Source organism: Pseudomonas sp. GW822-FHT02G04, from assembly GCF_058802085.1.
Genome location: NZ_JBXANU010000021.1, coordinates 1 through 13,895 on the forward strand (window position 1 = coordinate 1; position 13,895 = coordinate 13,895).

The following is a 13,895-nucleotide window of genomic DNA, read 5'->3' on the forward strand; positions in this document are numbered from 1 at the left end:
GCAGCCCGGGACGCTCCGCGTCCCTCCCAAAGCCGAACGCGGAGCGTCCGTTGAGGCATTCCCACGCAGAGCGTGGGAACGATCTTCCTGCCTCAGTGGCCGGAGGCAGCCGGCCCCGCCTTCGCCGCAAACGGCGGTTTCGCCAACCATACCAGCAGAATCAACCCCATGAACGCCCACCCCAGCAACGTGAAGTAATCCACGGTGGAGAGCATGTACGCCTGACTGGTCAGCACATGATCCAGCTGCGCGTAGGCCGGGTTGCCCGCCCCGCCCAGCGTGTTCAACGCCTCCCGGGTCGCCGGCTCATAGGTGGTGATGCTTTCACTCAGATACGCATGGTGCTGATCGGCCCGGCGAATCCAGATCCAGGTGGTCAACGATGCCGCAAAACTACCGCCCAGGGTCCGCAGGAAGGTTGCAAGCCCCGCACCGTCGGCAATCTGGCTCGGCGGCAGGTCCGACATCAAAATGCTCAAGGTCGGCATGAAGAACAGCGCCACGCCGATACCCATGAACAGCTGTACCAGAGCGATGTGCTGGAAGTCCACTTCGTTGGTAAACCCGGCGCGCATGAAACAACTCAAACCGATGCAGAGGAACGCGCCACCGGCCAGCAGTCGCAGGTCGAACCGGTGCGCATACTTGCCGACAAACGGCGACAACACCACCGGCAGAATACCGATCGGCGCCACCGCCAATCCGGCCCAGGTGGCGGTGTAGCCCATCTGGGTTTGCAGCCATTGCGGCAGGATCAGGTTGATGCCGAAGAACCCGGCGTAACCGCCCACCAGCACAATAGTGCCGATGCGGAAGTTGCGGTAGGCGAACAGCCGCAGGTTGACCACCGGGTGTTTGTCGGTCATTTCCCAGATCACGAACACCGCCAGCGCAATCACCGAAATAGCCGCGCCGATGATGATGAAATTCGACTCGAACCAGTCCAGGTCATTGCCCTTGTCGAGGATCACCTGCAACGCGCCGACGCCAATGATCAAGGTGATCAGCCCCACGTAATCCATCGGCTGGTAACTGGTCACCACCGGACGCGCCTTCAATTGCTGGCGCACCACCATCACCGCGAAGATCCCGATCGGCACGTTGATAAAGAAGATCCACGGCCAGCTGTAGCTGTCGGTGATCCAGCCGCCGAGGATGGGGCCGGCAATCGGCGCCACTACCGTGACCATCGCCAGCAACGCCAGGGCCATGCCGCGCCTCGCGGGCGGATAGACCGCGATCAACAGCGTCTGGGTCATCGGGTACAACGGCCCGGCCACCAGGCCTTGCAGCACGCGAAAGCCAATCAGCTCCGGCATCGAGGTCGAGATACCGCACAGAAACGACGCCAGCACGAACAGCATCGTCGCCCAGAGAAACAATTTCACTTCACCAAAGCGCCGGCTGAGCCAACCGGTCAGCGGCAGCGCGATGGCGTTGCTCACGGCAAACGAGGTGATCACCCAGGTGCCCTGCTCCGAACTCACGCCCAGGTTGCCGGAAATCGTCGGCAAGGCCACGTTGGCGATGGTGGTGTCGAGCACTTGCATGAACGTCGCCAGCGACAGGCCGATGGTGCTGAGCACCAGGCTGGGCGGCGAGAAAGAGGCGTTATTGCTCATCGCGAATCCTTTGGAGCTGAATTTTTTGGAGCGGGATTGGCACAGCGCCTGTTACTGACGCAGCTGACCTTATGGGAGCAAGCTTTTGTGGCGAGGGAGCTTGCTCCCGCTCGGCTGCGAAGCAGTCGCAGAGCTTTTGGGGTCTCTTCGCGACCCAGCGGGAGCAAGCTCCCTCGCCACAAAGGCTCGCTCCCGCAGGGTCGGTGTGATGGCGAATCAGCGGTGCGCGGTTTTGCTGACCGCGGCGCTGTTGTCGTGGATCAACTGGGTGATCATCGCGTCGGCCTCGGCCAACTGACGATCGTAGATGCCGGTGCTGAATGAAGCCTTTTGCGGCGGCTGTTGCGCCAGTACCGGACCGCTCTGGTCACGCAGGTTCACATCGACCTGAGTCGACAGGCCGACCCGCAATGGGTGCTTGGCCAGTTCTTCGGCATTGATGTGAATCCGCACCGGCACCCGCTGCACGATCTTGATCCAGTTACCGGTGGCGTTCTGCGCCGGCAGCAAGGCAAACGCGCTGCCGGTCCCGGCGCCGAGGCTGTCGATGGTGCCGCTGTATTTGACGTCGCTGCCGTAGACGTCGGCTTCGATGTCCACCGGCTGACCGATGCGCATGTCACGCAGTTGGGTTTCCTTGAAGTTGGCGTCGATCCACAGCTGATCCAGCGGAATCACTGCCATTAGCGCAGTGCCCGGCTGGACGCGCTGACCGAGTTGCACGGTACGTTTGGCGACATAACCGGTGACCGGCGCGATCAAGGTGCTGCGGGCATTGTTCAGGTACGCCTGACGCACTTGCGCAGCGGCGGCCATCACGTCCGGGTGCGACGACACCACGGTGTCATCGACCAGCGCGCTGGTGGTCTTGAGCTGTTGTTGGGCGTTGGCCAGGGCGTTCTGCGCCGAGGTCAGGTCATCGCGGGCGTGGGACAGTTCTTCCTGGGAAATAGCCCCGCCAGCGGCGAGGTTTTTCCGCCGATTGAAGTTGTCCTGAGCCTTTTGCACTTCGGCCTGCTGCGCATTGACCTGGGCTTTCATGCCGTCGACATTGCTGTACAAACCGCGCACCTGGCGCACGGTGCGGGCGAGGTTGGCCTGGGCACTTTGCAGGCCGACTTCGGCGTCGTTCGGGTCGAAGTTGACCAGCACCTGGCCTTCGTGGACCAGATCGCCGTCGTCGGCGCCGATGCTGACCACGGTGCCGGTAACCAGCGGAGTGATTTCCACCACGTTACCGTTCACATAGGCGTCGTCGGTGCTTTCGCTCCAGCGACCGAAGAATTGGTGATAACCCCAGACGCCGGCTCCGGTGAGGATCACCAGGATCGTCAGGACAAACAGCATCACTTTGCGCTTGCGCGGGTTGCTCGTGTCTTGACCGTTGTCAGGAGTTGGGGTTGGAGTTGCATCGGCAGTGGCCATGACAAGTACCTTGAATTAGTTGTGCTGCGTGGCTGGGGATGTGTTGGCGGCGGTCAGGGTTTCGCCCTGAAAACCGCCACCCAGCGCCTGCATCAGTTGGATCGACAGGTCGATCTGCTCGGCATTCAGGTTGGCCAGTTGACGCTGGGCCTGGAGCAACTGCTGCTCGATGCTGAGCACATCGAGGTAGTTACCGATGCCGGAACCGTAGCGCTGGACCACGGTGTTGTAAGAATCCTGAGCGATGTCGGTGGCGTGTTGCTGGGCACCGATTTGCCGGCCGATATCGTGCAACTGGTTGATGGTGTTGCTGACATCACCCAGAGCGCTCACCAGGCTTTTGTTGTACTGCGCCACCGCGAGGTCGTAATCGGCGTCGCGGGAATCGAGGTCGGCACGCAGGCGGCCGCCGTCGAAAATCGGCACCGAGATCGTTGGGGCGATGTTGAAGAAACGACTGGCGGAACCGAACATCGCATCCCCCAGCAACGACTCGACACCGGCCGCCGCGCTCAGGTTGAGGTTGGGGTAGAACCGGGTCTTGCTCGCCGCGATGTTTTTGCTCGCCGCTTCAACCCGCCAGCGTGCCGCCACCAGGTCCGGGCGACGACCGAGCAATTCCGCTGGCAACACCGATGGCAACGCCACGGCGCTGGCCTGAAGGACTTTCGGCCGGGCGATTTCGTTGCCGCGATCCGGACCTTTGCCCAACAGCACCGCCAAGGCGATTTTCGCGCTTTGCAGGCGCTTCTCGGCGTCGATCAGGCTGGCTTCGGCGCTGGCTTCAAGGCTTTCGGTTTGCTGGAACTGGTACTGACTGTCGATCCCCGAGCTCAGGCGACGCTGGCTGAGGTCGAGCATTTGTTTGGTGCGTTTGAGGTCTTCGCTGGCCAGGTCATGGATGATGTGCGCCTGCCCCAGATCGCTGTAGGCGCGGGCGACATCGGCGGACAAGGTCAATTGCGCGGCCTGCTGATCAACTTCGGCGGCGCGAGCCTGGCCCAATGCGGCTTCCCAGGCATCGCGCTGACCGCCCCAGAGGTCAAAGGTGTAATTGAAGCTGGCACCGAGATTACGCACGGTGGAATACGTTCCACCCTGCCCGCTCGGGTCTTTATCGCGAGCCAGACGCGAACGGCTGACACCGGCGTTGGCATCGAGGGTCGGCATCCGCGCAGCATCGGCGGCATAGGCGGCAGCGCTGGCCTGATGAGCGCGAGCGTCGGCGATTTGCATGTCGGGGCTGTCGTGCAGGGCTTCGCGGATCAAGCCGTCGAGCTGCGGGTCGCCGAGGCTTTTCCACCAATCGCTTTTCGGCCATGCGGCGGGCGTCAGGGTCACGCCGTTGAGCGACTGCCCGGCCTTGAGGTTCTTCGCATCGAGGCTGACGCCTTCGGTGTTCAAGCCACTGTAACTGGCGCAACCGGCGACGCTCATGGCCAACAGCACCAGGCTCAGTCCGGTACGCAGGCGCTTACTGTTCATTGCCACCTACCCGCAGCAAGGTGATCGAGTCACCCGCCGCTACCAGGATTTTCTTCAGGATGTGTTCCAGGGTTTTCAATTCTTCCGGGGTGATGGCGCCGGCCAGTTCATTCATGGCATCGGCGCCGATCTGCGGCAGCTGGTCAGTCAACTGCTGGCCTTGTTCGGTCAGCACCAGTTGCACCTGACGGCGGTCTGCCTCGGAGCGTTGGCGGGCGAGGAAACCTTTCTGTTCCAGACGATCGAGCATGCGGGTCATCGAGCCGCTGTCCAGCGACAGGTGACGGCACAGCTCAGCCGGGGTATCGACGCCGAACTGGGCCATGATGATCAGCACTTTGAACTGCGCGGCGGTGATGCCGTGGGGTTCCATGTGCGTGTCGATGATCCGGTCTTTGAGCAGCGCGGCGCGGCCGAGCAAGAGGCCGAGATGGCAATTATGGAAATCGTATGAGGAGAAATGTTTCATCTGACCACCAATTAGCTGCCTAGGCAGTGAATGTATGTCGAGATATTACTGCTTAGGCAGCCAATGTCAACGCAATAGTTAGGAAGCTCTGTATTTGGCTGATAAATGGCTCACGACCGATCTTGGGGGAGTTAGAAATCCCGCTTATAGAAGATGTCCAGCGAACTGGCCACGCCGCTGGCGGCTTCGAGGTAGACCTTTTTACTCAGCTTGTAACGCAAGGCGATGGTGTTGGCCGGTTCGAACACGCCTACGCCATAACGCAGGCTGAGCTTCTCGGAGATGTTGCCACTGGCGACTACGCTGGTGGTGTTGCCGCTGCCTTGGGTATCGAGCTGGAAGTCCTGAATGCCCAGATCCTTGGCCAACCCGCTGGTCACGCCGGAGCTGCCCATCAAACCCAAGCCGAGGGCGGCTTGCGCGAGCATGTTGTTGTCTTCACCGGTGGTGCTCAGCGGACGCCCCAGCACCAGGTAGGACAACGCCTGCTCCTGACTCATCGCCGGTTCGGAAAAGATCTGCGTGGTCGGCTGCTCAGCGCTGCCGCTCAAGCGAATGCCGGCGATCACGTCGTCGGTTTGACGGATCGCTTCAATGTCCAGGTACGGCTGATCGATGGGACCGGCAAACAGCAGGCGCGCCCGGCGCACCGTCAGCCGCTGGCCGTAGGCGCGATAACGCCCATCGTTGAGCCAAAGTTCGCCGCGTGTGTCCATGTTGTCGCCGATGTGCACATGCCCTTGCAGGTTGGCGGTCAGGCCAAACCCGGCAAAACTCAGTTTTTCCTCACCGACCACCACATCGATGTCCATCGCCATAGCCATCGGCGGCTTGCCCTCTTCGGTCTGCTGACCGACGATCACCGTGTCATCGGAGACCTTGACCGTCGACGGCGGCAACTCGCGCACGATGATTTCGCCCTTGGGCACCAGCACCTTGCCGACGATCGCCAGTTTGTCGTCCTTCATGGATATCTTCAGGTCCGGCGCGACTTCCAGTGCGGCGTAGGGTTCGACGGTGACCGGCAACTGCGAGCCCTTGAGTGCCAGATCCACCACCAGTGCCTGGCCCCAGGCAATATTGCCATTGAGACTGCCCTGCCCGGTCTTGCCGCTTTTCCAGCCGCCGTTCAGTTGCACGGTTTCGCCGGCAATCACCGCTTGCAGTTGCAGGGCCTGGAGCGCCATTGGCAGTTCCGGCCCGGAAATTTCACCGTCGCGCAGCTCAAGGTTGCCGTTGACCAGCGGCGCCAGCAACCCGCCAGACAACGTGCCGCTGCCGTTCAAATGCCCGGTGAGTTTCTCGACCATCGGCACAAACGGCCGCGCCACCGACAAATCCAGGCCGTTGAGACGGAATGAGCCGGTCAGCGGTTTGTTCTTCGGCAACGGGTTGATCTGCGCCTGAAGCATCAGCTCACCGAGCTTGCCACCGACGAAGTTGAGGTCGGTGTCGATGCGTTTTGGCGTGAGTTTGCTGGTGAGTTTCAGGGTCTGGTACGGGAAATCCAGCCACTGATCCTTTTCCTTCATGCGCAACGTGCCGCCGCTGGCATCGACGCTGATCTGGCCGTTCGGGCCGCTGACCGGCAAGTCCAGTTGCAGGTCGGCGTTGAGCCGACCCTGCCAGGCAAAATCCTTCGGCAACCATTGCGCCAGGCTGTCGATCGGGAACTGCTTGAGGTGGTAACGCAGCTTCGGCTCAGGCATCAAGCGCTGGTCTTCGCCGCACAGGCTGGCCGGGCCGGACATCCAGCAATGGGCGCCGAAGTTGATTTTGCCGTCCGCCAGCCGTTCGAGCTTCGCCGGATTTTGCAGCTTCCAGTCCTGACCGCCGGCCTGGATATCGCCACTGGCCAGGCGCCCGCGCCAGTTGCCTTTATCCAGCGAGCCGTCGAGACCGAGCGCCAGCTTCAGCTTCGGCCCTTGCAGGTCGAGGGTCAGTTTCTGGTTTTTGATGTCGCCCTGGCCGCTGGCGGTCAAGGTGCCCAGTGACGTGTCGCCGGTCTGGATGCCGCTGCCCTTGAGGTCGATCTTCGCCCGTTGGGCGCTGTCGAGGGTGGCGTCGAGATTGAGGCTTTGCAGGCGGTTGTCTTCGAAGACCAGTTGCGTGCCTTGCAGGGCGAGCTTGCCTTGCGGTGCCTTGAGCGTGCCGGCGACATTGACCCGACCATTGAACTGGCCGCGCAGTTGCGGCCAGAGTTGGGCCAGGCGCGGCATTTTGATGTCGATCTGGCCGGCGAGTTTCTGTTGCAGGCTGCCTTGGCCATTGATGCTGTTGTCACCCAGGCGAATCTGCAACGCGCTGAGGTTCCATTGCTCGCCGCCGCCATCGGCCTTGGCTTGCAACACCGCCGGTTGCCCACGCAACTTGCCTTTCAGGTCCAGGTCGGCGGTCAGGCTGAGCCTGTCGTTTTTCATCTCGCCTTTGCTGCGCAACGGGCCGGCCAAGGTGCCCGGCAATTCCGCGAGCCAGTACGCCGGGTTGATCGCCGAGAGGTCCAGCGCGGTATCCCAGGCGATGCCGTCGGCAAATTGCAGGTTCAGGTGTCCTTCGGCCTTGCCTTGCCCGGCTTCGAGCTTGAATTGTGGCAGATGAATTTGGCTCAGGTCGCCGCTGAACGGGCTGTTCAGGCTGAACGCCCCCGCCGGGCCATCCAGTGCGGCCTTGAAGTTACCGATGTAGTTGCCGTCGGTGTAAGAGACTTCACCGTTGAAGCTGCGCAGTGCCACTTGCGGCTCGTCGATCAGCGGATAGAGGCGGTGCCAAGGGAAATCCAGCCAGTCGATTTTTGCATCAGCGCTCAGGCCTTTGCTCCAGTCCAGTTGCCCGGTGAGCTTGAGGCTTTGTTTGTCATTGGCGGTCAGGTCGAGACCAGCGATTTGCGCGCCCTTGGCGTCGACCTTGCCTTGCAGCAACAACGCGACCGGGCCAAGCTCGGCGGGCAACGTGGCTTTGCCCAGCAACTGGTAGCCGTTTTTCAGGTCGCCGTCGCCGGTGAGTTCCAGTTGATTGAGTTGCAGGGTGTCCGGCAGCTCGGCGCTGGCCTTGAAGCCGTCAGCGGTGATGCGCACTTTGGCCGGCAGGTTTTCCACCAGCGGCTGCAATTCGCCGGTCAGCTGCCCGTTCAGGTAACCGCTGCTGTCGGCTTTCAGCTTCAGGGTTTTCAGCAGGTCACCGTCGACCTTCAAAGCCAGGGCCCAGGGCTCGGTGCCGGGTGCCGGCAAGGTCAGTTTGCCTTCGGCGGTCAGCGGCCAGTTGCCGCTCGGTTGCAACAGGCCGGACAGGTTCAGGCTCAGTTCATCACGCTGCAAGTGCACCGAGTCGATCTGCAGACCCTTTTCGGTCCAGTGCGCCGCCAGTTGCAGGCCTTTGAGCTCTTCGCTGCCATTGAACAGCAGACGGCCGACCTTGACGTCACCCAACTCGATGGCCAGTGGCAATTTCAAGTCCGGAAGGCTGATCGGCCCGCTGCTTTGCTCTTCTGCGCCGGGCGGGAATTGCAGGCTGACCTGCTCGGCCTGCAACTGCTCGATGCACAGCGTCATGCGCGTCAGGCACAGCGGCGACCAGGCGAAAATCGCTTGATTCAGCTCAGCCCGGCTGCTGTCCTGTTGCCACAGCAGATGGTCGGCGCTCCATTGCCCCCCCAAGCGTCCCTGGAAATTCTCCACGGTCAAACCCGGCACCAACCCGAGCGCCCAGCGACTGCCCGCCGCCGTGCCAAGCACGGTGGTCAAGGCCAGCACGATCAGCATCAGCAGCGCCGGGATTGCCAGCAGCGTTATTTTCAAACCACGCTTCACAGCTCAGGCCCCATGGAAAAGTGCAGTCGAATGCCGCCGTCGTCGTCCATCGCGTGGGCCAGATCGAGGCGAATCGGCCCCACCGGCGAAACCCAGCGTAAGCCAATACCGACGCCGGTCTTCAGGTTCGGCAATTCAAGGGTGTTGAAGGAGTTGCCCTGGTCGATGAAGGTTGCGACCCGCCACTTTTCGGCGATGGAGTATTGATACTCGACGCTGCCGGCCACCATGTAGCGGCCACCGATACGGTCGCCCTCGGAGTTCTCCGGGGACAGGCTCTGGTAGTCGTAACCGCGCACGCTCTGATCACCACCGGCAAAGAAGCGCAGAGACGGCGGCACCGATTTGTAACCGTTGGTGGCACTGCCGCCGACCTGCACCCGACCGAGGAAGCGGTGTTTGTCGAAGACCGTGGTCAGGCCTTTGACCAACGCCGTGCCGTAGATCAGGTTGGTGTCCGAACCCAATCCTTCCTTGGCCACCTTGGTTTCGAATTGCAGGCGATAGCCGTTGTGCGGGTCGATGCGGTTGTCGCTTTTCAGGTACGAATAGCTCACGCCGGGCATCAGCAAGGTGCTGAGCCCCGAATCGTCGCCAAGTGTGTATTCCTCGCGCTGCCATTTAAGCGACACCACCCGCTGCCAGCCGCTGGGCAACTTGCTGTGCCATTCGGGGCCGAGGGTCAGCAGTTTGCTGCGGGAGTCGGTGCCAGCGATATCTTCATATTGATAGCCAGCGGCCCAGCGCAGTTTGTCGGTCAGCGGTGGGTCCAGGGGAATATCGTAAAACACCCCGACGTTCTGCCGCGGTGCCGACAGTTCGGCTTCCCAGCCATAGCTGTCACCTTGCGGGTTGACCCAGTGCCGGGTCCAGTTGGCCTTGATTCGCGGGCCGACATCGGTGGAAAACCCCAGACCCAAGCCCATGGTCCGAGGCTTGCGGGTGTCGAGTTTGACCGCCACCGGGATCACGTCGTCCTTGGATGCGGTCGGTGCCGCGTCGACGCGCACGCCTTCGAAATAACCGCTCGATTGCAGCGCCTGATTGAGTTCGGCGATCAGTTCGGAGTCATAGGGCGTACCGGCCTTGAACGGCACCATGCGTTGCAGCAGATCTTCATCGAACGGCGTGTCGCCTTCAAAACTGACTTTGCCCAGCGCATAACGCGGGCCGCTGTCGTAGATCAATTCGATGTCGGCGACGCCGGCACGCGGGTCCACCAACAACTTCTGACGGGTGAAGCGTCCACTGAAAAAGCCGAAGCGCGAGGCCTGATTCTGGATCATCCGCTTGGCATCTTCGTAACGGCCATGGTTAAGCACCGCGCCGGGTTTCAGCAGGTCGCTTTTCGGTACACGAAAGGATTTGAGGTCGGCCGCAGGCCCCTCGATACGCACCGTGACGTTGCGCAAATGGATCGGCTCGCCGGGATCGATGTTCAGCACCAGGCGCGGCGTCTTGCCTCCCTTCACGTCGCTGTCGATTTGCGGCTGGTAATAACCCAAGGCCTGGGCGGCCTTGCGCGCCTGTTCTTCGGCGCCGCGACTGAAGCGCAGCAGGGCTTCTTCATCGCGATCGCCAAGGCTACCGATATAGCCCTCTATATTGGCCTTCAGTTCTTCATTGGACGGTTTGATCCGCACATCCAATTCACTTTGCGCCAGCGCCGCGCAGCTGGATAACAGCATCAGCAGGCCGCTGGTCATTCTTCCTGGAACATTCATAGGCGCGGATGCTATCACGAGCTTGGGAGCCTGATAGAGCCGGACTTGTCCCAAAAAGTTCGACGATTACGCTGTTGCTGTTTGTAACATCTGCGGGTTGGCGTGGAAAAACACGTGCTCACGAATCGGTCCTACGGCCACTTCGCCGATTTCCTCATAGCCCTGACGCTTATAGAACTCAAGATAGCGAGGATTCCCGGTGTCGAGGATCACGCCCTGGGAGTGCTCATCAACCGCGCACCAGTTATGCACCGCTTGCAGCAACTGTTCGCCAAAGTGCTTGCCCTGGAATTGCGGGTGAACCCCCAGCAACGGCAGGACGTGCACCGAGTCGGACGGCACGCACGCCATCACGGCGGCATGGTAATCGAGGTAGCGCCGAGTGCAGCGAAATCCGGTGCTGAGCACCATCCGCAGGCGCCAGGCCCAGCTCTCGGTGATGCCCAGGCGGCGTTGCGGCGGCGCGATCAGGGCGATGCCGATCAAGCGGTCATTCACCAGCAGGCCGATGGCCGGTAAATCCTGCAGAAAATGTTGTTTGACCAGTTCGCGCACCGTCGCCCGGACCCGCTGTTCATAACCGGGGCGTTCGGCTTCGAACAGGTAGCCGAACGTCGGCTCGTGCCGGTACGCCTGGTACAACAGGGAACGCGCTTCGCGGGAATAGCCGCTGTCGAGCATGTGAATATCGGCGATGGCGGTCGAGGTTTCGGGCATAACGGCGGATCTCCCTGGGGCACAGCTCAGATGGCCGCGCTCTTCTTGGTACGAACCTTGGGGGGGCTTCACAGTTCCCCAGACAGGTATAGACCAAGCGAGGAGCTTCATCGACTGGGCTTGCCCGCGCCAACGCATCTCTGACAGGACACAACGAATCCCCTCACCCCAAAGCTGGCCCCATTCCTACATGTCAGCTAGCATCGCACTTTTGCCAGGACTGCCGACCATGAAGATCGTCTCCTTCAACATCAACGGGCTGCGCGCTCGCCCGCATCAGCTGGCGGCGCTGATCGAAAAGCATCAACCGGACGTGATCGGGTTGCAGGAAACCAAGGTCCATGACGACCAGTTCCCCCTGGCCGAGGTTCAGGCACTGGGTTATCACGTGTATTTCCACGGGCAAAAAGGCCACTACGGCGTGGCCCTGCTGTCGCGTCAGGAGCCAATTGCGCTGCACAAAGGTTTCGCCACTGACGAAGAAGACGCCCAGCGGCGCTTCATCTGGGGCACATTCGCCGACGCCAATGGCGTGCCGGTAACGATCATGAACGGCTATTTCCCACAGGGCGAAAGCCGCGATCACCCCACCAAGTTCCCGGCCAAGGAACGTTTCTACAGCGATTTGCAGCAGTTGCTGGAAAGCCAGTTCAGCAACGACCAGCCGATCGTGGTGATGGGCGATGTGAACATTTCCCCGGAAGACTGCGACATCGGCATTGGCCCGGACAACATGAAACGCTGGCTGAAAACCGGCAAATGCAGCTTCCTGCCCGAAGAGCGCGAATGGATGGCCCGCCTGAAGAACTGGGGGCTGGTGGACAGTTTCCGTCACCTGAACCCGGACGTTGCCGACCGTTTCAGCTGGTTCGACTACCGCAGCCGCGGTTTTGAAGATGAGCCCAAGCGCGGGCTGCGGATTGACCTGATCATGGCCTCCAACGGGTTGTTGCCGCGGGTTAAAGATGCGGGCGTGGATTACGAACTGCGCGGGATGGAAAAGCCCTCCGATCACGCGCCGATCTGGCTTGAGTTGAGCTAAGAGCAAAAAATCGCAGCCATCGGCAGCGCCTACATGGGCTCGGCATACATCCTGTAGGAGCTGCCGCAGGCTGCGATCTTTTGATCTGTCATCGTTCAGAAACCTTACTGACTTATTCTCCCGGCACTTTCTTTGGCTTATAAGGTGTCGGCATGACGCTGCGCGTGTTGTTCCTGTTGCTGCTCGGCGCCGTGCTGCCGTTGACGGTGTCGGCCGGCGATTTGCCGACACCCGAACGCGGCCCGGTGCTGCGCATCCAGGGTTCCAACACCATTGGCGCGGCATTGGGGCCGGCGCTGGTCGAGGGGTTGATGCATGAGCAGGGCCTGCTCAAGGTGCACCGCGAAGCCCCGGACAAAGCCAACGAACAACGCATCGTCGGCGAAACCGCTCAGGGCCGTCGAGTCGAGGTGGAAGTTGCGGCCCACGGCTCGAGCACCGGGTTCAAAGCCCTGAAAAACACCGCTGCCGATCTCGCGACCTCGTCACGGCCGATCAAGGACAGTGAACGGCTGGATCTCGAACCGCTGGGCGACCTGAAAAGCCCGGTTGCCGAACAAGTCATCGCCATCGACGGGCTGGCCATCATCCTTCATCCGCACAATCCGCTGAAGCAGCTCAACACCGAGCAACTGGCGCGAATCTTCAGCGGCGAAGCGAAAACCTGGGAAGAACTCGGCGGCAGCGGTGGGACGATTCATCTTTACGCGCGGGATGACCAATCGGGCACCTATGACACGTTCAAGGAATTGGTCCTCAGTCCACGTGGAAAAATGCTGAGCGGCAACGCGAAACGCTTCGAATCCAGCGAGCAATTGTCCGACGCGGTCAGTCTGGACCCGCAAGCCATCGGCTTCATCGGTTTGCCTTATGTGCGCCAGGCCAAGGCCGTGGCCATTGTCGATGGTGACTCCCAGGCCATGCTGCCGCTCAATAGCCTGATCGCGACGGAAGATTACCCGCTGTCCCGCCGATTGTTCTTTTACCTGCCGCCGAACGGGAAAAATCCCTGGGCCAAGGCACTGGTGAAGTTCGCGCAAAGCAGCAAAGGCCAGGCGATTGTCGCGGCCAATGGTTTTATCGCACAGACCGTTCAGGCCATGGCCGTCACGCCGAATGCGCTGATGCCCGAGGGTTATCAGGCGCTCAGTCGACATGCCCAGCGGCTGACGGTGAATTTTCGTTTCGAAGAAGGCAGCGCGACGCTAGACAACAAGGCCCGACAGGACCTGTCACGGGTGCTCGACTATATAAAGCAGCACGATAAAACCAATCGGCAGGTGACGCTGGTAGGGTTTGGCGACGCCAAGAGCGACCCCGCGCGGGCTGACCTGCTGTCGAAACTGCGGGCCATGGCGGTGCGGCGAGAACTGGTGAAAAGCGGCGTGGTGTTTCGCGAGATTCGCGGTTTCGGCGCCGAAATGCCGGTGGCTACCAACAGCGGGGATGAGGGGCGGATCAAAAATCGGCGGGTTGAGGTTTGGGTGTATTGAAGTGAACACCGAACAATGTGGCTTGAGGGCTTGGGGGCTTATTGTGGCGAGGGAGCTTGCTCCCGCTCGGCTGAAAAGCAGCCGCGAAACCAGACAGCCCGGTGCATCTGAA

9 protein-coding genes are annotated in these 13,895 nt (G+C 61.2%); 2 read left to right on the forward strand and 7 right to left on the reverse strand.

The genetic code is table 11. From position 1 onward, the window contains the following. Positions 1-92 precede the first annotated feature (92 nt). The 7 genes from AC1RO5_RS22505 to AC1RO5_RS22535 form a co-directional block, all read right to left on the reverse strand. Positions 93-1,622, reverse strand: coding sequence for a DHA2 family efflux MFS transporter permease subunit (locus tag AC1RO5_RS22505; RefSeq protein ID WP_493177729.1), 1,530 nt, complete (start codon positions 1,620-1,622; stop codon positions 93-95). A gap of 216 nt (positions 1,623-1,838) precedes the next feature. Beyond that, positions 1,839-3,047: an HlyD family secretion protein gene (locus AC1RO5_RS22510; protein ID WP_493177731.1), complete on the reverse strand. Its 1,209-nt coding sequence runs from the start codon at positions 3,045-3,047 to the stop codon at positions 1,839-1,841. A gap of 15 nt (positions 3,048-3,062) precedes the next feature. Further along, the gene (locus tag AC1RO5_RS22515) at positions 3,063-4,532 is read right to left on the reverse strand and encodes an efflux transporter outer membrane subunit (RefSeq protein ID WP_493177732.1); all 1,470 of its coding nucleotides are present in this window, start codon (positions 4,530-4,532) and stop codon (positions 3,063-3,065) included. Beyond that, positions 4,522-5,001 (reverse strand): MarR family winged helix-turn-helix transcriptional regulator, encoded by a 480-nt coding sequence (locus AC1RO5_RS22520; protein WP_413697514.1) that lies wholly within the window; start codon positions 4,999-5,001, stop codon positions 4,522-4,524. The genes AC1RO5_RS22515 and AC1RO5_RS22520 overlap by 11 nt, the downstream gene beginning before the upstream one ends. Before the next feature lie 131 nt (positions 5,002-5,132). Continuing rightward, complete coding sequence (locus AC1RO5_RS22525; RefSeq protein ID WP_493177734.1) at positions 5,133-8,807, reverse strand: translocation/assembly module TamB domain-containing protein; 3,675 nt, start codon at positions 8,805-8,807, stop codon at positions 5,133-5,135. Continuing rightward, positions 8,804-10,531 (reverse strand): autotransporter assembly complex protein TamA, encoded by a 1,728-nt coding sequence (locus AC1RO5_RS22530; RefSeq protein WP_493177735.1) that lies wholly within the window; start codon positions 10,529-10,531, stop codon positions 8,804-8,806. Before AC1RO5_RS22530 ends, AC1RO5_RS22525 begins: the two co-directional genes overlap by 4 nt. 66 nt (positions 10,532-10,597) lie before the next feature. Then, positions 10,598-11,248 (reverse strand): GNAT family N-acetyltransferase, encoded by a 651-nt coding sequence (locus AC1RO5_RS22535; protein WP_493177736.1) that lies wholly within the window; start codon positions 11,246-11,248, stop codon positions 10,598-10,600. 229 nt (positions 11,249-11,477) lie between these two features. Here AC1RO5_RS22535 and xthA point away from each other — a divergent pair, with 229 nt between their 5' ends. After that, on the forward strand, positions 11,478-12,290 hold the full coding sequence (gene xthA, locus AC1RO5_RS22540; protein ID WP_493177738.1) for an exodeoxyribonuclease III: 813 nt from the start codon (positions 11,478-11,480) through the stop codon (positions 12,288-12,290). A 152-nt stretch (positions 12,291-12,442) separates the two neighbouring features. After that, complete coding sequence (locus tag AC1RO5_RS22545; RefSeq protein ID WP_493177740.1) at positions 12,443-13,783, forward strand: substrate-binding domain-containing protein; 1,341 nt, start codon at positions 12,443-12,445, stop codon at positions 13,781-13,783. Positions 13,784-13,895 lie beyond the last annotated feature (112 nt).

Bases quoted from the DNA above. Each gene is read 5' to 3' on its own strand.
- AC1RO5_RS22505 (WP_493177729.1), bottom strand. From the start codon at position 1,622: ATGAGCAATAACGCCTCTTTCTCGCCGCCCAGCCTGGTGCTCAGCACC.
- AC1RO5_RS22510 (WP_493177731.1), bottom strand. From the start codon at position 3,047: ATGGCCACTGCCGATGCAACTCCAACCCCAACTCCTGACAACGGTCAA.
- AC1RO5_RS22515 (WP_493177732.1), bottom strand. From the start codon at position 4,532: ATGAACAGTAAGCGCCTGCGTACCGGACTGAGCCTGGTGCTGTTGGCC.
- AC1RO5_RS22520 (WP_413697514.1), bottom strand. From the start codon at position 5,001: ATGAAACATTTCTCCTCATACGATTTCCATAATTGCCATCTCGGCCTC.
- AC1RO5_RS22530 (WP_493177735.1), bottom strand. From the start codon at position 10,531: ATGAATGTTCCAGGAAGAATGACCAGCGGCCTGCTGATGCTGTTATCC.
- AC1RO5_RS22535 (WP_493177736.1), bottom strand. From the start codon at position 11,248: ATGCCCGAAACCTCGACCGCCATCGCCGATATTCACATGCTCGACAGC.
- xthA (WP_493177738.1), top strand. From the start codon at position 11,478: ATGAAGATCGTCTCCTTCAACATCAACGGGCTGCGCGCTCGCCCGCAT.
- AC1RO5_RS22545 (WP_493177740.1), top strand. From the start codon at position 12,443: ATGACGCTGCGCGTGTTGTTCCTGTTGCTGCTCGGCGCCGTGCTGCCG.